A 21,413-nucleotide genomic window follows, 5' to 3' on the forward strand; every position below is an offset into this window, starting at 1 on the left:
CCGCCGCCGACCTGAGCGCTTGCCTGTGCTGCGAAGATGACAGCGAGAAGAGAGAGGCCCGCTGTGCACCAAATCGTTTGGAATTCAGTTTTCACTTCCTGGATCCTTTCGTGCAAATCGTTTGCATTCATTCACCACCAACGCAAGCCGAGCGCTGGCAAATCCGGGGTAACCACGCTGGACCTAACTTGGTGTGACTTCCCGGGCAACTTGGAGAGATTCGTCTTCCAAGAATTGCTCGACTTCGGTCATGCTCGGCATCGACGGCTGCGCCCCCGAACGTGTCACTGAGATAGCGGCGACCGCCGCGGCAAACGCAGCGCTTTCTATCGGGGACTTTCCAAGCATCAGCCCCGTAGCGAAGCCTGCATTGAAGGCGTCGCCAGCAGCTGTTGTATCAATTGCATCAACCGCGAATGCGGGAACAAGACTACCTTTGCCCCCCTGCGATACCAGATATGTCCCATGGGCACCCATCTTCAAGACCACTCCGCTGCAGCCCTTGGATAGGAACGTTCCTGCCATCTCCGCAGGAGCCGGCGGATTCGATTGAGCAGGTCGATCTCCGAGATAGAAAGCCGCTTCCGTTTCGTTCGGGGTGAACCACGCGATGTTCTTGAAGATGCCCGGCGGCAGTTCCATCGCGGGCGCGGGGTCAAGAATCAGGGGAACACCTTCCAGCGCGCAGAGCTGAGCCAGGTGCTCAACGGTTTCCAGTGGTATCTCAAGTTGAGCCAGAACGATCCCGGCGCTTCGCAATATTGCAATGTTTGCATCAATATCTGCGGGAGTGACCTTAGCATTGGCGCCGGGCGCGAGAACGATGCTATTTTCTCCGCGCTCCGACACCACAATCACAGCGACACCGGAAGCGCCATCGCTTATGGAAACACCACTGATATCGACGCCCGCCTCCACGAGAGAGGTTCGAAGTTCACCACTGAATGTATCGTTTCCAAGACGCCCGATGAGGCGCACGGGATAGCCCAGCCGAGCAATAGCCACGGCTTGATTCGCACCTTTGCCGCCTGGATGAATCTGGAAGTCCGATCCAATGACGGTCTCACCGACCACAGGGATTCTTTTAGTGACAGCTACCAGGTCTGTGTTGATGCTTCCGACAACGACAATTGGCTTTTGCGCAGGCAATTCATTTCTCCTCAGATATCGACGAAGGTTTGCTATGAAAAGATCGGGGCGCAAGCGATCGCAGTCAAACCCCCGAGAAAGAAGAGAAACATCCATTTCAGGCTAGCCTTGGAGCGGGCTGGAGCGGCGCTGAATTCGTGCCAGACGAACACACCCCAGCACGCCGAAATCATGGTTGCACCTTGCCCGATTGAATAAGAAACGGCGGGTCCTACGATGTGCGCCTGCGATGCTACGAAGTTCGCCATCGCGCCAGTACCCCAGATCGCTCCTCCAACGACACCCCATACGTGCCACCTGCCCGGTGCCTCCCAATACACTCGCATCGAGGCAGGCTTATCGCCATCCAGAGGAAAGCGCATGAAGATGTAGTTCACCGGTACAGCGCATATCGCAACACCGAGCGCAAAGAAGAACAAGACGGAGTAAGGACCCGGCCCGCCTTGTCCCGTCATTGCCTTCGAGACAAAGGGGTAGAAGGTGCCCATGAGAAGGCCAGCGATCAAACTAATCACAATACCGCGGCGGCTCATGGCGGTACGCTCTGTTTCACGCAACCTGTAGGCGACGGCGTCGAACACGATGGCTGCCACCACCAGCGCGATGCCCCCGAACAACAAAAATGGATTCCCTTTGGGCGAGATAACGTAACTGCTGATGGCGCCAACTACGAGCGCCAAGCCAATGCCTATAGGAAAGGCGACTGCAAGTCCCGCTATGTCGATCGCGGCGACCAGCAGCAGATTGGCTATATTGAAGATGGCGCCGCCAGCCAAGGCGAGGAGAATCGCGCTCGTGCCGGTGTGCGCGACATCAGCATAGAAAGACCTCCCAACCGTGCCCAGACTTCCTAAAGTTGAGCCCCATAGAATTGCCCCAGCAATCAGACCGATGACATAGTCCCAGTAAAAGAGTTGGAACCTATATCCGGGACAAAGCTTCATCGAGTTCGCCCACGATCCCCAACACAGCATGCTGAGGATCATGAACAAGAGTGCCAAGCCATACGTTTCAGGTTGATACACGGATCTCCTTTGTCCTTCGCAATGCTGACCGAACGACCTCACATGAAGAATTTAACCTGCTGCGCGAATCGATCGGCGACCGCTTGAGCGAAGGTGCAGTCCAATCGAAATATCCAAACAGCGATTCTCATTTCTATGGCGCTATCCTTGGGATCCATTCTCGTGGCAGCCAAGGCTTGCATCGACCTTGGCTGCCCGCACGAAATCCGTTCCTTGTCTAGAAACTCAGCCGTAAGGCGAGCTGGATTTGTCTGGCCGGTCCGGCGGAAGTGATCTTGCCAAAGAGCGACGACGACAATGAGGTTGTTGGATTGTTGAAGGGTGCCCTATTGAAGAGATTGAAGACATCTGCGCGAAATTGGATCTTGGAGTTTTCTCGCGGCAGGAAAGGAAAGTTCTTCACGAAGCTCACGTCGGAATTGAAAAACGAGGGCCCAATAAGGCTATTGCGCCCACTATCGCCATATGTCCCCAATGTTGTAAGTGGTGTCGCGTAGCCTGCCTGGTTGAAATATCCTGTTGCCCCATGCGACGTCCATGACAGCCGGCTGCCGCAGCCGGCACAAGGAGCCGTGCCCGTCTTATTCAGGCGCAGATTCCCCATATCCCTGCCCCCTCCGAGCCATGGTGCGGAAGAACCGGTGGTCACCGAGAAGGGTGTACCGGAGCTGTAGGCAACGATCCCCGAAAGCTCCCATCCGCCCAGGGCATAGTGCGCAAAGCCCAGTTTATTGAACTGCGGCAACTCCCACACCCCATTAATACGGAGGAGGTGCTTCTGGTTGAAGTCGGACAGAGCATATTCGCCGACGATCGGACTCACAGGATTTTGTTCGCTGGCTCCGTCCGCATCGGCGGTCGAGCCAGGGTCGAGGGACTTCGCGAAGGTGTACGCCAATTGCATGGTGAAACCTGCTGAAAGGCGCTTACGTGCGGCAACCTGCAACGAGTTGTAGTTGGAGAAACCAATATTGGCGATTCGTGTGATGCCGGCGTAATAGGTGGGTAGGAAAGGGCGGTTCGCCTGGGAGAATTTCGAGGCTAGCGCCGCAGTCGTTTCGGTCGTTGGGTTGAACACACCGGCGTTTGCCTGGTTCCCGTTCCACAGCCGGTTTCCATGGCTGCCCACATAGCCGGCCTGGACCATGAAGTCTTTCGGAAATTCATGCTGCACATTGAGATTGTATTGCTGAGTGAACGAATTCTTGAGGTTTGGGTCCGGCGAGTAAAACTGCGCCGGAAATGGCCAGAGCGGATTCTTTCCTGGACTCGTGTATGGATATGGAAAGGGATTCGTGATTCCAGTTCCCTGGTAGGGATTGGTGAAGGTGTTAGGAGTGAAAATCAGTTGCGTCTCAAAGGGTGGGGCCTCAATGGCGTTGGCCATCGTGATGGCTCCGGGCGGGTTATAGAAGATTCCATATCCCCCGCGAACCGCTGTCTTTCCGTCGCCGAAGACATCGTAGGCAAATCCAAGTCGTGGCGCCACGCTACCCTTATCCCAGAATATGGTTCCAGGCGGAATGCCCGGATCTCCCGGGAACGCGAGACCAGGAGGGGCCGTTGGGAAGCGAGTGGACTGATAAGCGGGATTGAAATTTACGACGGGAGAGTCATGATTGAACTCAACCCAGGGTTGAATAAGATCCCATCGTACGCCTAGATTCAGCGTCAACCGCGATAATACCTTATAAGTATCCTGAGCAAAGAGGCCCACTTGTACTGAATGCTCATTACCGAAATACGGGGTGTACTCTCCGAAGGTAATCGGCTTCCCAACGAGATAATCCGCCCAATTGTTTCCAGTTTCCGCACCGCTAAATGTTGGATTTCCGGAGGAGTTCGTGCTGGTCCATAGGATTTTCTCGGCTTCGCGAAGGGCGGTGGCGCCGAACACCCATAGGTGTCTTCCCTTGACCCACGTCAGCTTTGCATCGGCTTGTTTCAAGGCCGTATTCTCATACCACGGATTTCCGGAACCAAAGGTCGTGACGCCAGATACCGAGACCTGCGGGGATACGTTGGCTCCGGAGGTGGCATACTGAGCGCCCATTTGCTCCGCTGTCACGATGGTCCCGAAGGGCGTTCCGGTAGTCGTGATATTCGTGTCCGAGAACCCGAAGTCGCCTATGACGTTGGGTGAGAAGGTGTGTGTGTCTCTGACGGTAGTGCCCCAGTTGGCCTGCGCAAAGTTATCGCCGTACTTTGATGAAAGAAGGGAGGAGTATGGTGGACCGGTTACGGCCGCGTCAACCATATGGAAGAAGCGAACATATGTCTGATCCCGCTTTGTTGTGCGGTAATCACCTCTGATCGTGTATTGGTTACCGGTAGTCGGACTTGGCACTTGATCCGTGTTCAGCCCTGTGGTCGCATTCGGAATAGGTATATAGGTTCCCATGAAAGCGACCGAGACCGGATCCCATTCGCTTTGCGGTATTTGGTTTTTCCCTGCATATCCGTTGGCTACGGAGTAATTACAGGGAGTAGTGCCTGTACCCGGACCATTGCCATTTGTACCGCAGGTTGCATTCTTGGGGTCGACGAGTTGCGCGGAAACTCCGCTAAAGTCGCCCGTGCGCTGAGCCGGCGTAATTGTGGCGAGGCTCTCCAGCGTCACCTGGTGAAGGCGCAGTCCCTCGTAGGTGGCGTAGAAGAACGCCTTGTCCTTGAGGATGGGCCCGCCCCCAGCGACGCCGAATTGATGTTGCTTATAGATCGGATTCGGCGCTGGCGCATTGACAAACCAGTTTCTGGCGTTGAGGGCGTCATTGCGAAGAAATTCCCATGCCGAGCCGTGGAAAGAGTTTGTTCCCGATTTGCTGACTGCGACGAAAGCTCCTCCGGACGCGTGACCGTACTCGGCGCCGAAGCTATTCGTCAAGAGCGAGAACTCTCCAATTGAGTCAGGATTCGGAAGATTCGCTGGGCGGTTATAGAGCCCGGTTACAAGGATCGCGCCATCGAGCGAAATCTGACTGCCATTTGCGCGGCTTCCATTTACGGTGAGCAGCGGGCCGCTGCGCTGGTTGATCACCACGGCGGGCAGACTGCTGGTGCCTGCACCGGATGCCGAGGCAGTTCCAACGCCGGGCACCAGGGTCACGAGTTGGAGCGAATTGCGAGTATTGAGTGGCAACTCCTGGATCTGCGTGGTGTCGACCTCTGTACGGAGAGCTGCAGAGGTGGTATCGACCTGCACAGCCGCCGCAGCGACCTCAACAATCTCGGACACGCTTCCGACTTGCAGAACGACATCCACGCGGGCAGTTTGTCCGCCCTCAAGAACAATGCCGGACTGAGTGTACGTCTTGAACCCGGCCACTACGGCCTTCACGCTATACGTTCCCACCGGCAGGGAAGGTATGACATATTCGCCAGCGTCTGAGCTGGTGATGACACGGTTCAATCCAGTGCCCGTATTGCTAACTTCGATCTTCGCGTTGGGGATGGCAGCGCCGGTGGAGTCAACGACCTTACCGGACATCTGGGCATTCGTCGCCTGGGCATGTGCGACGCTAGCCCCACCCGCTGTGAAGGTGAGCAAGAACAGCCATAATAGCAGCCGGGATTGCAGATGCAGCCAGCCACCCTTCGTTTTGATTTCCATGGTTCAGCCTCCAGTTTCGATTTCATCGAGGTCCCGACCTGCGCAGTTTCGTGGGGTTCGCGCTCAGTTGAAAGCTTTCAAAATGAACGCCGATGAAAGTAACGGCTGTTTTGGAATGTTGTCAAGCATTTTGTCTAGAGCCGCACGAATGCTCCTCGCCTAAGCGCGAATCATGATCGGGTCGTCGAGGGGTGGTCGTACGAAGGGCGACTGTCCGCAATTGAAATATTTCAAAATTGAACATATCCTGTGTCTATTGGTTACGATCCATCGCGACCACATTCATAGAACTTTCACAGGGAGTGCGCCATGGCCAATATGCAGGAGATCGCCAGGATGGCGGGGGTCTCCCTTGGCACAGTCTCACATGTGCTCAACAACAGCGCGAAGGTTCGAGAGTCAACGCGAAAGCGTGTGCTCGAGGCCGTGCAGTTGGTTGGATATCAGCCCAGCCAGTTGGCCCGCGGTCTGCGGCGCGACAAGACCAACATGATCGGGATGATTATTCCGGATATAACTAATCCATTTTTCCCTGCAGTCGTCCGGGGCGCGGAAGATGTGGCTTTCTCCAATGGATATCGTTTGATTCTATGTAACACCGATAACGACCATTCCAAAGAGATCATCCATCTGAATGAGCTTCGAACTTACTTGCCAGCAGGCCTCATCGTTATTCCATCAAATTTCAGCGACCTCACGACTCAGGCAGAGTATTACCGGCGCGCCGGGGCTGGCGTCGTGTGCATTGACCGGCTCCCGAAGAACTGGAGCGGCGACAGTGTGACTTCGGACAACGAAGCCGGAGCCTACAACGCAACTCGTCACCTGATTCAATTGGGACACACCAGGCTTGCGACGATCACAGGCCCTCTGCACCTTACCAACGCAGCTGAGCGTCTTGAAGGCTTCAAGCGCGCCATGAAGGAGGCGAAGCTTCACCTGTCTCCGGAGTACGTTCAGGAGACCAGCTTTGACAAGCAGGGCGGACATGCCAAGACTCTTGTCTTGCTGCGCCTGATTCCGCGCCCCACCGCGATTTTTGCTGGTAATGACATGATCGCCCTGGGAGCCTTGCTAGCCATCCGCGAAGCGGGTCTTCGCTGCCCTGAAGAGATCTCTCTCATGGGCTTCGATGATCTGGACCTTGCCGAAACGACGAATCCTTCCCTCTCGTCTGTGTCCCAGCCAGGCTATCAACTAGGGACGACGGCCGCCCGCCTCCTGCTTGACCGCAGAGAAGGCGACACTAGTCCCGCGAAACACATCGTTCTAGAGACGTTGTTGCATCTGAGAAACTCGGTTTCGCCTCCGCCAGATGTGGCAACTGTCGGTTCGTCGATGAATTTGATTGGGAAGAAGCAGGGGCGCAGGTAGCTGTGATCCCCGAAGGAGTGGGTCGTAAACTGATCGATCATTCCTGATCGAGGATGAACCGGTGAAGGGTTCTATGCTATGGGGCTGTCGAAAATTTAGCCTGCTGATGGCAAAGCGGTTACAAGACGGCGTAGCCGGCAAAACCGGCGGCCTTTGGCACAAACTTTGACACAAACTTCTTAGGGACGGGAGCTGGCTCGTGACGGGACTAGCTCAGATATCTTTCACTCTTAATGCGGAAGGCCGGGACAGATTGCATCTGTTGATTGAATGGGGCGAGTCTTGGTGTGCCTATTTCCCCAAAGAGGGGGCAAATTCAAGGTTCGCGCCCATCGGCTCAATGGCGCGCACGAGCACACCTGCTCCAGTTCCCTTTTCGTCGGACGTCACATTGAGCATGTACGACGTTCCATAGATGAAATACACATAGGCAAATCCCCTGCCGAGAAAGAGCGTCTCGTTCCTGGCTGTCCGCACCGGATACGCGTGGCCACTCGAGTCGCCCGGAGCGTACGCTTCCGTCTCTACAATGCGGCCGCTCACCTCGTCCCATATGCTCTCCTTGTGCAGTGCCTCTCTTCTCCTCTGTCACATTTCAAGCCGCCCAGTCCAGTACGATCGCAGGAGCCATTCTGCCATCCCCTGTCCTGGAGTCACTCGCCGGCGCTTCACTGAATCGTCACGGTCAGATTCAAGTTGTGGCTCAGCGGCACCGCGCCGCTCCCGGTCACCACCACCGCATCTGTTCCCTTCGTCGCAAGATTTGCGGTGGTGGCAGACCCGCAGGCGGTAAGCCCTGTGAATGCGATGGACACAACCACGAGCAGCAATCCCTGCAGTTTCCGACGCCCACTATGCCCGCCCGCCAATAGGAGAAGGAACCCTCCCAGCAGAGCCGGAAGACTCAGGACCGATGCGAGGGCAACCCTTGAATCCGCGTGTCTATCGACAGATGCCAGTGCACCTGACGCACCATTTGTCGATATGCTGAGAATTACATTTTCCGGCGTGCCCGTTCCATCGAGCGGCGGAGTCGTAGTGGAGAACTTGCAGATTACATTCGATGGCAAAGTTCCGCAGCTCATTGCGACGGCGCCTTTGTAGTTGGCGATAGGCGTAATCGTGAGGGTGGTCGTGGCGCTCTGGCCATCCAGGATCGTCAACGTCGATGGACTCGCAGCAAGAGTGTAGTCGGAGATGGTCAACGCTGAGCTCGCCTTGGCCCCCACAAAATTGCTGTCTCCGCTATAAACCGCATTGAGCGCATACATGCCTCCGGGCAATGAGCTTGAGGTGAACACCGCCACTCCAGCAGTCACCGGCACCGTGCCAAGCACCGTTGAGCCGTTCAAGAACGTGAGGCTGCCGGTCGGTTGACCCGCGGCAGAAGATGCAACTGTCCCGGTGATTGTCACGCTCTGGCCTGCCGTGGTGCTTGTCGGGGTGGCACTGACCGTCACCGCTGCAGTTGCCTTCGAGATGACGAGCGTAGCGCTGGTGGTGCCTGCATAGTTGGGGTTGCTGATCGTTGCCACCACGGCATAGCTGCCTGCCGCAGTCGGCACCACGGAACTGCCGTTGTAAGTGATTGAAACGGGCAGTCCAGCCGGTATGGTTGTGGCTGTCACCGTCAGGGGCGCACCGGTATAGGTCTGAGCCAGACCGCCCAGAGAGATCGCGGCACTCGCGGGCGAAATCGTCAGCGTACCGTTGATGAAGCTGAAAGCGTAGTTCGCCGCAGCCAAAGTTCCAGCGCTCACCGAGATGGGATAGGTCCCCGCCGGCGACGTCGACACAGCAGTCGTGGCAAGTACCGGGGCACCAGTAACAACGGCGGCGCTATCCCCATTTACGAACCCCGATGTCGTGGAAGTGAGCACTGGAAGAGCGGTGCTGTAAACCATCGTCTGGTTCTGCGCCGTCACGCTCAGCATTGCCGGTGACACCGTGAAGCTCTGCACCACGGGTGTAGCGGCCGTGGCGTAGCTTGTAGCGGGCGATGACGCCGTCACCGAAATCATTCCTACGCCCGTGATGTTCAGCGACTGCCCTGCCAGCGTCTCGCCCCCGGTGATTGTCTCAGGACCAGTCGCCTTGTAAGTGATGACATTGTTCTGACTCGTTGCCAGCGGTAGGGGAATCGGCCCCGCGCCATATGTCTGGTTCGCGATAGAGGGAAAGCTGATCGTCTGTGGAACGTTCTTGACGGTCAGTCCCGAATAGCTCTCATGCTCAATGCTGCCGCTTGTGCCGATGAAGCCCTCTGTCCACACACCACCTGTGGTCGGCACCGTGGAGCTGGTGGTTGCAGTCACCACGGACGTACCGGATCCGCCGCTGATCACGCTTGGATTGAAGGAAACCGTCACTCCTGGCAGAGCAAAAACCGGATCGGCACTCAACGTGACGTCGCCTCCAAATCCATTGAGCGCCTTGACAGTAACGGTGAAGGTGCCATTCGCGCCTGCAGCCACGGTACTCGTGCCCGAGACCGACACAGTGAAGTCCGGCGAAGCCGCGATGAGCGTGAGTCCCAGCGTCTGCACCGAGCCTCCGCTTGTCCCGGTAAGACTGAAGAGCGAACTCCCGTTCGGAGTACTCGACGAAGTCTGCACTGTCAGTGTCGCGGACCCCGAGCCAGCGGGGACCGTAGCGGGAGAGAAGCTGGCCGTCGTTCCGGCAGGCAGGTCCGGAATGCTGAGAGTCACCGCGGCGGTGGAGTTGGTGGTGATGGCATAGGTCGCGACGCCCGCAGAGGGTGCGGTGGCAGTGTTCGAAGCAACACTGATCATCGTCTGTGGATGCGTTGCGACCCAATGCTTGGCATACAGGATCCCGGTCGTGTAGTACGGATTATTGTGGTAGTTATTGTGGTTCATCGGCGCTGCGCCATTGGCAGCCGGCTGCCAGAAGAGCGTGTTGTAGGGCGTCATGAAATAGAACTGACCGTACAGATAATCGGAGGTCGCGTTCTTGGTGGGAAGCACGAGACCAGCATCGATGGTCTTGTAGTACGCCGTGACGTATGGCGTAGCAAGCGGCACATTGAAGGGAGGATATGAGGATGGCGTCGGATATCCGGTGTAGTTGAACATCGCGTACTCCACCGTGTTTGCGTAACGTTCCATGTTCATGAGCGAGGCGGAGGTATACGCCGGACCAGCCTCAAACGCTCGTGCCAGACCTTGAAACTCGTACGATGTATGGCTGGAGCTGTTGCCCGTGATCTGCCCTTCGATGTCCCCTTCGTTACCATAGCCCGAGTCGTAGACGGCCTCTCCGTTGGGATACGCGGAGCTCACGGTCTGCGTCGCGGTAGCAGGGATGGCGTTCGCCACATAGGCGTTGGCGGAAGTCTTCACGATGTTGGTGTAGAACGCCTGCAGCGTCGGATTGTCCCCAAGGATCGCGTGGCATTGGGCGAGGCGGAGGTAATCGTTGGTCAACAGGAACTGCCTGTTCCAGGCATCCATGTTCTCCCCAAGGACAGTCCAGGCGGGCGAAGTGGGTGGAACAATCTGGTAGGTCGTCGGATTGACAAAGTACTTCGTGAAGTAGTTCTGCGTCGTGTCCTCCATCATGTTGATGTAGGTCTGCGCGCGTTGCAGATAGGTGACCCCAAAGTTATGAGGATTGCCGTCGGGAACCGTGAGGTTCCATATCGAGGGTGTCTGCAGAATATTGAGCGCGGTATAGAGGATGTGGCCCGCGGTATCGCCGTTCTCGGACCCCGCATACCCTGCCTGCGCTGTGCCGGTCGCGTAGGTCTGCCAGACATGATCGACATTTCCTGTCCACATCACGATCTGATTGCCGTTGGCCTGGTCGTTGCGCAGGAGCATGAAGCTCTCCGACCATGCAATGGCAAGATTCATGAGTTGCATGTGCTCGGTGGCCATGCTGGGATTCGAGACCATCAGATCGCCGGTGATGCGGTACATGTAGTTGATCGCTTCCAGATTGAGCCCTGGAGTTCCATAGGCAAGGTTGTCTCCCAACGCATTGGTGGGGAAAGCCGCGTTAGGGTTAATGCCCCCGGCATTCGTCATGAAGCTGATGAAGGTATCGACCTCATTTTGATCGACATCGCCGGAAACACCATCCACAACCAGATTCGTAGCGGTTTGGGCGTGCGCCCGCACAAGCGGGATCGAGATCACAAGCAACATCGCGGCAACCAGTGCGGGCCTCTTGAAGGACAACGAAAAGCTTCCCATCGGACACTCCAGACATTCGATCCGTGTGTGCCGCTGATCTGGCACTGGGTCGAGATCGGCTCCGACAATTGCAGACGGTGGAATATCTTGTCAATGAAAAATTGTTTTCACCAGCGATATTTTGCTATCCGTCGCAGAGGCACGGCATCCCCTCCGCTCTCTCCTCGATCGCCTCACAAGGGCCGCGACGAAGCCGAATTCCCCATATGAAATATTCCTTCCATATATCAAACCCGCTAAGAGTGGAAGTTCCTCCGCTGCATCGCCCATTCGGGCCAGGCGCTTCGCGTGCCTCACCGCTGGCATTGAAAGCTCTTGCCTGGGCCATCCCGCATAGCTCCACCTGGCTTGCAAGGAAAAGCCGCGATGCTCCCAATGGTCACGAGAGTCTAGACTGCGGCATCAGATCCGGCCTGCAAGCGAGAATTTTGGCAGCCGCTGGATCGAGGGGCCGACCTGATCTTTAGTAAGAGCAAGAGATGAGACGCCGGTCGGCTGGTAGATTTTTTGCGCCATACGCGGCTTGCCGTTGGCCTCCGTGTGGCGAGAGCGTTCGAAAAGCGCCTGTGCGCTGGACCGCTGTCAGAACCGTCAGGCTAAGTACTGTCGGTACATTGGTGAGGGTGCGATCGCAATTGACGAAGAGGAGCGTCTTGTTGTGACCGTTGTAGATATGCGGAATCCAAACCGGCCACCGAACGAGCCACCGATCTGAAAGAAACGGTCACTCTAGCCCTCGGGCAATGACGAATCGCATTCTTCCTAGCCGGTTATCTGGAGTAGCACCGATGCTCCCTTTGAATCCGCGCCGGGCTGTCCGTCTCCGACGAAAAGACGGTAGGTCCCAGCGCGGATGAGAGCCTCTCCGTTCGCACCAATTGTCTTCATGCGTGATGCGGGGATCGTCAGGGCGATGGTCCGGGTCTCGCCCGACTTCAGCAGCACCCTTCGGAAAGCAAGCAGAGTGCGTAGCGGCTCATGAGATTCCCCAACGGGCGACAGATAGACCTGGGCAACCACTGAAGCCGCGCGCGCTCCGTTGTTGCTCGCGGTAAAGGTCACGCGGAGGTCTCTTCCCGGTGAGAGACGATGGCTGCCGAGCCTGGGATGGCCAAACCGAAACGTTGTATAGCTGAGTCCCGCGCCGAAGGGATACAGTGCATCGCCTGTGAAGTAGCGATAGGTGCGGCCCTTCATTGAGTAGTCAACAAATGGAGGGAGCTGATCTGCGGTGCGATAGAAAGTGATGGGGAGACGGCCCGAAGGGCTGACCTTTCCCGAGAGCACATTCGCGATGGCATTCCCACCTTCTTCTCCCGGATACCAGACTTCCAGCACAGCTCCGAAACCATCTGGAGGTAACGCTACCGCGGAACCGGACAGGAGCACGACAATGACGGGCTTTCCTGAATGCTGCATCTCGCGAAGCAAAGCAATCTGGGGTCGCGGCAAGGCGAGCGATGTGCGGTCGCCGCCTCGGAAACCCGGAACACTGATCGAAAGCGCCTCGCCTTCGAGATTCGGCGAGAGGCCGACGAAGGCGACGATGGCATCTGCGTCCCGGACGATAGCGGCGGCCTCCTCGAGCAGTACTGCAGCCGGCGGATCCCACTCGAGCGAGAGGCCCTCGTCGAGACCGACGTGCTCGAACTCAAGCATGAGGGGTAGAGGGGTTGTATCTGCAGCATGCAGCACGATGCGATCAGGCTCGTGCGGTCCACTGCTGCTCAGAGACTGGTTGCCGACCATGAGCCTGAAGCCATCATGCTCGTCAGGTTTACAGTCCCAGCAGCGCTCAATGGCGACGTGTAACGTGTAATCTCCGGGAGCCGGAGGGACAAAGTACCCCGTCCAACGCGCGGAGTACGGCCCACCGTGAAGTGCGGCAGCAGGTGAGGCACGATTGATGTCGAGATCAACGGTCCGGACGTCGGCCTCAGCGACCGCCGCCCCAGCGAGCGTTCCGTTGGAGTACCAAGCAACGTGCAATCCGCGCATGGCGGCACCATGCCGGAGCGCTGTTTCAGGAACAGGAATAGTGACGCCTTCGGCAAGGACCGAGCCTTGCGCATAGCGAAGATCCGGGAAGAGCCGCCGTAGACCGGCAAGCGGTGTGACTGGGTCAACGGCCGTTCCGTGATAGTTGGCTTCGAGGACTTGCAGGGAGTCCGCATTGGGGCCAACGACTGCCAGCCTCGTGTGAGGTCGCAGCGGCAGCACACCCTGATTGTGCAACAGCACGATGGACTCCTCCTCCGCGCGGAGCGCCAGTGCGCGGTGCTCCGGGGTCGCAACCGCTGTCTCGGGGATGCGATTGTAAGCAGTGCACTCTGCAGGCTGCAGCATGCCGAGCCGCAAGCGTGCGGCAAGAAGGCGATGAAGTGACGCATCGACCTCCGACTGCGTGACCAGCCCCTGGGCGGTGGCCTCGGCGAGCGCGTTGTACGAGTTGCCGCAGTCAAGGTCGACACCGGCATGCAGCGCAGCTGCAGCGGCTTGAGCCTTGTTGGTCGAGTAATGCTGATAGCTGCTCAGGTTCCCGACCGCGTCGCAATCGGAGACGATGTACCCTTTGAAGCCCCAATCCCCTCGAACACGTGAACGCAGCAGGGACGTATTCGCGCAGGATGGAACGCCATTGATCGCGTTATAGGAGCACATCATCGCGGCCGCCCCGCCCTCCGTGAGAAGAGCGTGGAAGGCCGGGAGATAGGTCTCTTCGAGATCGTGCGCCGTGACCTTTGAGTTGAAGCTGTCACGCCCTTCCTCCGGCCCCGAGTGCACCGCGAAGTGCTTTGGCGTTGCATCTGCGCGAAGGTAATACGGATCGTCGCCCTGGACGCCGTGTACGAAGGCGACCCCGAGAGAAGCGGTCAGGAATGGGTCCTCGCCGTAAGTCTCCTGCCCACGTCCCCAGCGTGGATCTCGGAAGATGTTGATGTTGGGGGACCAGAGCGTCAACCCGCCGTAGCGCGGTGTCGCTTGCCCGATGTGCGGGTTGAATCGCGCTCGAGCTTCAGTGGATACGGTCTCACCCACGGCTCGCAGCAGACCCGGATCCCACGATGCGGCAAGACCGATTGCCTGCGGAAACACGGTGGCATGGCCGTTGCGCGCGATCCCATGTAGCCCCTCATTCCACCAGTTATAGGCCGGAATGTGGAGGCGGTCGATACCGGGCGCGCGGTCGCCCATCTGGGAGATGCGCTCGCCTGGAGTCATCTCGCCGATGAGGTGATCGATGGCTGCGTCGACCGCCGCGGGCGTCATCGTGCCTGCGCATTGAGACAGCGCCGTGACCGACTGTGCCGGTCCTGGTGTTCCAACGCCGAGCAAGGCGCAGCAAGCTGCGATGCCGAGAAGCTGTTTCATCGCGTGCTGTCCTCCAGCGATCTCACATGCATGGCAGCCTTCAGCTTCGAAAGGGGTAACGAAGATCGAACGGCGACTGTGGCCGGCTCCCCCGGAAGTATGTCGATGAAGTTGTCGCTGAGCGTTACATCGGCCGATGCGTCGAGGCTGTCGAAGCTGATTGCGACTGCTCGAGCAAGGTTCCTTGTCCTGAGATGAATGACATAACCGCTGCCGCCAGGAGCAAGGGCGAGCGTCGCTTCGAGGCCCGAATCTGGCAGCGACAATTGCTTCGCCGTTGCGAGATAGGCAGTCTGCGTGGCTAGCGTCGCACCGCCTGCGTCAGAGAGCACAAGGCTGAGAACAACCTGTTTCGGGTCGAAACCTGTAAGGTTCTCGAGATCAAGCCGACCGGCGAGCGTACTGGTCAATGGAGTGACGTCGAGCGGAATCGTTTGCCGATGAAGCACCTCTCCCTGGAAATTGATCACGCGAATGGTGAGGTGCGCGCCATTGACCTTCGCCTGCTGATCCGAGACCACGAACCATTCCAGCGCTGCTCTCGATGGATCAGGCTGCGAAGCCACGATGAGGAGCGGTGCATAGAAGCGGCGAGCGAAGAACTGCAGCGCCTTGGGGTGACCGAAGTAGTCCAGCGACGACCACGATGCCACCGGCCAGCAGTCATCGAGCTGCCAGAAGAGAGTTCCCATGTTCCGGGGGCGACGGGAACGCATCGTCTCGACGGCATAGCGGATAGCTTCAGCCTGCTCAAGCTGGCTGAGATAGATCATGCTGTCGAAGTCTTTCGCCGGACGGAAGGCGTCTTCAAGATATTGCTGCATGCGGTCAAAGCCGTGCAAGAAGCGCTCGTGATTGAGCATGAGCGGCGAGGTGAGCGACTCATCATCACCCAACACGGACCGCAGTGTACTGCGCTCTGGGAGAGACTGAAAGCCGAACTCCGACAGAAACCTCGGCGTCGTATCGCCATAACTGCGGTAGGGCGCTCCTCCACTCCAGACGTTCCAGGAGTGCACATCGCCGTTCCGTACGTCGCCGGCTTTGGCTTCGAAGTCAGCACTGGGAGAGCTGGGCCAGTATGGCACTCCATTGCCATATTGAGCGACGGCGCTCTTGAGTACATCGTGGAAGATCAACAGGTAGTTCTGCCACACTTGCTGCTGCTGATCGGCGCTGAGCGTCTTCTTGAAGGCGATCCGGTCACCCCAGCTCTCCCATGCCGTCTCCACCTCGTTGTTGCCGCACCACAGGGCCATGCTGGGGTGATCGCTGAGCCGCGTCACCTGCTCGACGGCCTCAGCCCGGACGTTGTCCGCGTAGTGCGGATCGTCGGGGATCATGGAGCCGCCGAACATGAAATCGTGCCAGATCATCAGGCCGAGCCGGTCGGCGTCTTCATAGAAGTCATCAGGCTCGTAGTAGCCTCCGCCCCATACACGAAGCATGTTCATGTTGGCATCACGAGCAGCAGTGAGGATGTTGAGCCTGCGCACAGGAGTTACATTCGCGGGAAAGCTATCGAGTGGAACAAAGTCAGCCCCCTTTGCAAACACCGGCACGCCGTTCACGACGAACGTAAAGCTCTTCCCGACGCTATCCGCCTCGCGACGCAACTCGAGCGAGCGGAGCCCCGTCTGCAGCGTCTGCGTGGCCAGCACCTTTCCGTCGAGCCCAAGAGTTGCGCGCAGTGTGTAAAGACTCTGCGGGCCATAACCATTGGGCCACCAAAGCTGCGGCCGCTCGACGCGCATCTGCCGAACGAAGTGATTGCCCCCTCGATCAAGATGCACACGAACACGCTGTGGCGGAAGCTGGTGTCCTCGCGGATCCAAAAGGGCGAAGGCCAGGGTTGCTGAACAGTTCACATCGCTGTCAACATCGAAAGTGCCTTCCACGATTGCCCGGTCGGGATTGACCGAAAGCTGCTGGAGATGCAGCGCTACCACCCGGACGCCGCTCCACGTCATGAGCGTGATGGGACGCCAGATGCCTTCTGTAACTAACCGGGGGCCCCAGTCCCAACCGAAGCTGTATCCGGCTTTCCTGACAAACTGACTTGTGGGGTAGATGCCTTTGTTGCGATCCAGTGGCTCGTATCCGGTGCCGGGAATGATGTACGGAAGTCCCGAGGCCGTCGCCGCGACAGTAGTGATCGGCGAGTGGAAGACAATCCTCAGCTCGTTGTCCGGCCTCAGATGGCCGCTGACATCGACCGGCCAGGAGCGGAACATATTGTCGGCGTGCAGGACAGGTTGCCCGTTGAGGAAGACATCCGCGAAGGTATCGAGCCCTTGAAACAGCAGCTCGGCGTGACGATCCTCCATGGCCGCGGCATCAACATGAAAGCTTGTAACGTACTCCCAGTCCGTGGTGCCGACCCACTGCACCTTCTTCTCGTTGTCACCGAAGAAAGGATCGGGGATCAAGCCCGCTCGAAGAAGATCTGTCTGCACCGCACCCGGAACGACAGCGCTGTGCCAGGCATCAGCTTCGGGATGCCAGTTCGCTGAGACGGCACGAAAACTCCAGCCCCCATCAAGATGCTGTTGCGAAGCAGCAGAAGCACATTGTGTCCTTATCAAGAAGCCAGCGATAGCGACAGCAGGACACAGCCAACACGTGCGGAACGATCGAATCATGCGGGTCTCAACGATTGGAATCTAAGAAAGGATGGCCGTGCCACAGAGCTAACGACACTCTGAGCCACGGCCATTAGAGCCACACCACGATTTTTAGAACTTGTACTTCAGTTCCAACTCCAACTGGCGTGGCTCTGAGCGAGTGCTTTGCACATAGCCCCAGGTGCTGCCACCGTTCACGGTGCGTCCCTGGTTGTTGTAGCTGACGATGTTGCCTACGTTGTAAGCCTCGGCGAGGAACTGCAGGATGTGCTCGTGATAAAGCTTCCACTCCTTTTGCACCGAAGCATCCACCTGACGGAAGCCGGGAGCACGCTCGGAGCCGACCGAAGCCGTGCCGAAGATAGGAGCCTGGCCCGTAACACCTGCCGCGGGTTGACCGTAGGCGCAGATGCCGTCATCATGACCAGCCTGACCGCAGGTGCCCGTTCCCTGGTTACCCGAGTTCGTAGCCGAAGGATCAGTTCCCCATGCGCCTGCAATCACGAAGGTGTTCGGCGAAGCGATGCTCGCGTCCACACCAGCACTCGTCACATAGAGACCATACTTGGGGTTCACGACCTTCATATGGCGATAGTGGTTTGCCCGGAGCGAACCCGCTGAACCGATACCAGCAGAACTCGTCGCGGTGATCGTGTTGGGCTGCCCACTAAAGAGCACGGCGCTACCAGACACCTTCCACCCGCCAATGACCTCGTCCAGCCAAACTGGGACATTGGTGGCGAATTGCTTCCCATGGCCGAACGGCAGAGCGTAATCCCAGCTGCTGCTCAGCATGTGGCGACTGTCGGAGCCGTTGGGACCGTACTCGCAGGAAAGGCAGTAGCTGTTCTGAGGATAGCCGCCGGAGATATTGTTATCGTTGATCGCGACGATGCCGGAGGTATCACCCATGGCGTGCGAGTACGTGTAGTTGAGCTGAAATTCGAGGCCCCTCGTCGGTATCAGGCGATAGGTCACCTCACCGGCATTGAAGTTCGAAACCGCTTCCGACTCGTACTTGATAACGGCGCTGGTTCCGATCGCAACCGTGTTGGTGCCGGTATTGATCGTGACCGAGTTGAAGGGAGCACTGGCAGCGGTGTTGACGAGTGTCTCCTGGTTGATGTTGCGCTGATCAGCGAGATGGTTCGCCACGTTGCCGACATACGCTACGGTCACCTTGGACTTCGGCGTGATGGCATACTCCGCAACAAGGCTGTACTGCGGCTCAAACATTGGCTTGAGGGTCTTGTCCCAGGAGACGAACGAATATCCCGTGGCCGACGCATTCGAGGTTCCAAAGCCGTTGGTTACCAGGAACGGTGAGCCACCAGAGGTCGCAGTCGGCGTGGTGGCCGTGGCTGCGATGCTGAGGTGGTACGGAACGTTCAGCAGGTGGTTCCGACCAATCAGGTTGTAGTCCATGTAGTTGGTGATACCGAAGCCTCCGCGAAGGACGAACTTCTGCTGCCAGTAGCTCGGATTCCATGCGAAGCTGACGCGCGGGCTGAACTCAGAGTACGTAGGGTTGTACAGAGCGCGCGAATTGCCATTCTGCCCGGCAAGCAGCAACGCACCACTTGTCGGACTAATGTTCGACATTTTGTTGTGGACCTCGTACATGGGCTGGTCATACTCCCAGCGAACGCCATAGTTGAGGGTTAGATCGGGCCTGATCCGGAAGGAGTCCTGCGCGAAGGCAGCGAAGCGATACTGGCGGAGCCCATAGTCGCCGTTCGTCGAGGTAACGCTGTAGCTCTGCGAGTAGTCGAGCAGGAAGTCAGCGAAGTCATAGCCAACGCTCTGTCCTCCGCCCGGATTGCCCGTAAATGAGCCGTTGTAGTTGAAGTTGCCCAGCAGGCCACCGGAGCCGTTCAGATAAAGGTTGTTCTGCACGCGGTATAACTGCACACCAAACTTGCTGACGTGCAGGCCGTGCTGCCACGTCAGATCGTCGCCATAGGTGAAGTGGTTGTCCAATGCAAGGTTGTAGGAGCCCGAGGTTCCCAACGTGCTGGTTCCGGTGCTGTTGGTGCTCTGCGTGAATGACTGCGCGCTGAAGCCCGCCACCACGTTGTTCCACGGAATTCCGACCAGCGCCTCACCATTCTGGAAGGCAGAAGAGGCCGCGGTGGTTTCCGCGTACTGGTTGTAGTGCAGACGCGTGAAGCCGATGCGTGCCTCGTTGACAAGGTTCGAGTTGATCGTGCGAACGTAGTTGATCGCAAGCTGCTTGAAGGGGAAGTCACTGTTGGTTGGGAAGGATATCGGGTCGATCAATTGCGACGTGAAGTCGTACGCCTCTCCCTGAGACCAGCGTGCGGAGAGACGATCCTTCGACGTGGGAGTCCAGTCTGTACGAATGTCGCCCTGGTTGTTGCGGGTCAGCCCCTTGGTATAGCCCAGATAGTTGCTCGTGATCGGAGCCGTACTCGCCGTTCGATTCGGAAGCGGCAGTAAGCCCGAGTTGGCGAACAGGTACTTCGCCACTGGATTGCGAATCGGCACCAGGTTCTGGTACGTGGTGCTCCCTACCGTCTGGTTGAACGGAGCGAAGCCGTTCTGAGAGTCATAGAGCTGAGACACCGCGGAGCCGAAGTACGCATAACCAGCCAGAGGCGAGACGGTGCTGTCTGCGGTTCCGCAGGAAGAACATGCCGTGGTGTTTCCGCGCCACGCGTTCAATGGGACGTTCAACGTGCTCTGGCCCGCGGACGGTTTCACATATACCTCCATATCCGCAAAGAAGAACAGCTTGTCCTTCAGTAACGGCACGGGGCCACCGAGCGCAGCGTTGTAAATTGACTGGGTGTAGTGCGTCCGCTGCACAAACGCCGTGCCAGGGAGCACGCGCTTGTTCTGAAAGAGGTTGGCGTCCATCAGGTAGTTCTGCAGATAAGCGCTGAGTCCACCGTGATACTTGTTCGTTCCGCTCTTGGTCACAAGCGCCATCTGGGCGGCGCCGTCACCGTACTCTGCCGGAGGAACATTGGAGATCAGGGTCACCTCCTGCACGGCCTCTGGAGCGATGCTATACGTTGGCGCGCCAAATCCATTGCTCAGGTTCGCTCCGCTATCAACAATACTTATCCCGTCGAGCGTGTAGTTGGTCGTGTAGGCGCGATTTCCATTGATGTTGGGAAGCGTGGCAAAGCTCTGCGTGCGCTCGCCGGAGTTGTTCGGGCTGCTCTGGCCGGCGCCATTCCACTGATTCCCGTCGGCCACGGTAGAGCCAGGCATGAGTTGCGTGAGCTCCTGAAAGTTGTGGCCGTTGATCGGAAGGTCGTTGATAAGCGTTTCAGAGATCGTGCTGCTGATCATGCCGTTCTCGGTGTTCAGCAACTGAGCGCTGCCCGCCGAAACATCGACCACAGTCTCTTCGCTGCCAGGCTTCAGGATCGCGTTGATCTTCGCTACCTGCGCCACTTCGAGCAATACGGGCTCAACAACCTGCTTGCCAAAGCGAGGTGCGTCTATCGTCACTCTATAAGACCCAACCTGCAAGAATCGCAGGCTGTAGAGGCCAGCGCCATTCGTTGATACCGTTGTCGAAATACCGTTGCCTTCGTTGGTCGCTGTCACCGTGGCGCCGACGATGACAGCTCCTGCCGAGTCGGTCACCGTGCCGGTAATGTCAGCGGTTACAGTCTGGGCGTGCAATGCACTGGTGAAGAGGACAAGAACACATGTCCACAATATGTATACAAGTGAGCGACTGCGCATCGTGTCTCCTAAGAACGTCCCCGGCGGCAAGAAATCTTCCCGGCGGCCTAGCTGTATTTGTGCGCGTTTTCCGGTACCAGGGGCGATCGGAGTACCACTGCCGGCCCGTCGCCATGGTTTCGGTTGTGCGATTTTCAAGAAAGGTATACGCAAACAGAGGCCGCTGACAAGAGATTCGTTCATCAAAATGCAATTATTTTGATTACGATGAGTACATACTGTCGACATGTGCCACCTCAACAGCCCACCCCTGATTAGACCAAAGCCCCTTTCCGCCAAGCGGATTTCAAAGCCCGTAAATATTTCTATCATCATGAAA

Annotated in this window: 9 protein-coding genes; 1 reads left to right on the plus strand and 8 read right to left on the minus strand. The window is 57.7% G+C overall.

From position 1 onward, the window contains the following. Positions 1-183: 183 nt before the first annotated feature. From rbsK to C4S68_RS05570, 3 genes are all read right to left on the minus strand, one after another. Positions 184-1,149 (minus strand): ribokinase, encoded by a 966-nt coding sequence (gene rbsK, locus C4S68_RS05560; RefSeq protein WP_235011378.1) that lies wholly within the window; start codon positions 1,147-1,149, stop codon positions 184-186. A gap of 32 nt (positions 1,150-1,181) precedes the next feature. Beyond that, complete coding sequence (locus C4S68_RS05565) at positions 1,182-2,174, minus strand: GRP family sugar transporter (protein ID WP_103931943.1); 993 nt, start codon at positions 2,172-2,174, stop codon at positions 1,182-1,184. A 217-nt stretch (positions 2,175-2,391) separates the two neighbouring features. Continuing rightward, on the minus strand, positions 2,392-5,784 hold the full coding sequence (locus C4S68_RS05570) for a TonB-dependent receptor (RefSeq protein WP_103931944.1): 3,393 nt from the start codon (positions 5,782-5,784) through the stop codon (positions 2,392-2,394). Positions 5,785-6,093: 309 nt separating this feature from the next. On the opposite strand from C4S68_RS05570, the gene C4S68_RS05575 reads away from it, so the two are divergent. Beyond that, the gene (locus C4S68_RS05575; protein ID WP_235011379.1) at positions 6,094-7,158 is read left to right on the plus strand and encodes a LacI family DNA-binding transcriptional regulator; all 1,065 of its coding nucleotides are present in this window, start codon (positions 6,094-6,096) and stop codon (positions 7,156-7,158) included. A 291-nt stretch (positions 7,159-7,449) separates the two neighbouring features. Here the strand turns inward: C4S68_RS05575 and C4S68_RS05580 are convergent, their stop codons facing one another. The 5 genes from C4S68_RS05580 to C4S68_RS05600 all read right to left on the minus strand — a co-directional run bounded on the left by C4S68_RS05580 (position 7,450) and on the right by C4S68_RS05600 (position 21,031). Beyond that, positions 7,450-7,701 (minus strand): DNA-3-methyladenine glycosylase, encoded by a 252-nt coding sequence (locus C4S68_RS05580; RefSeq protein WP_200821475.1) that lies wholly within the window; start codon positions 7,699-7,701, stop codon positions 7,450-7,452. A 125-nt stretch (positions 7,702-7,826) separates the two neighbouring features. After that, positions 7,827-11,375, minus strand: a complete 3,549-nt coding sequence (locus C4S68_RS05585) for an MBG domain-containing protein (protein WP_103931946.1) — start codon at positions 11,373-11,375, stop codon at positions 7,827-7,829. 762 nt (positions 11,376-12,137) lie between these two features. Continuing rightward, entirely contained in the window at positions 12,138-14,747 is a 2,610-nt protein-coding gene (locus C4S68_RS05590) for a glycoside hydrolase family 3 C-terminal domain-containing protein (protein WP_200821476.1), read from the minus strand. Continuing rightward, on the minus strand, positions 14,744-17,389 hold the full coding sequence (locus tag C4S68_RS05595; RefSeq protein WP_103931947.1) for a beta-mannosidase: 2,646 nt from the start codon (positions 17,387-17,389) through the stop codon (positions 14,744-14,746). Before C4S68_RS05595 ends, C4S68_RS05590 begins: the two co-directional genes overlap by 4 nt. A gap of 93 nt (positions 17,390-17,482) precedes the next feature. Then, positions 17,483-21,031 (minus strand): TonB-dependent receptor, encoded by a 3,549-nt coding sequence (locus C4S68_RS05600; RefSeq protein ID WP_160115011.1) that lies wholly within the window; start codon positions 21,029-21,031, stop codon positions 17,483-17,485. Between the last annotated feature and the right edge of the window lie 382 nt (positions 21,032-21,413).

It is taken from the genome of Bryocella elongata (assembly GCF_900108185.1).
Taxonomy (GTDB): Bacteria; Acidobacteriota; Terriglobia; order Terriglobales; family Acidobacteriaceae; genus Granulicella; species Granulicella elongata.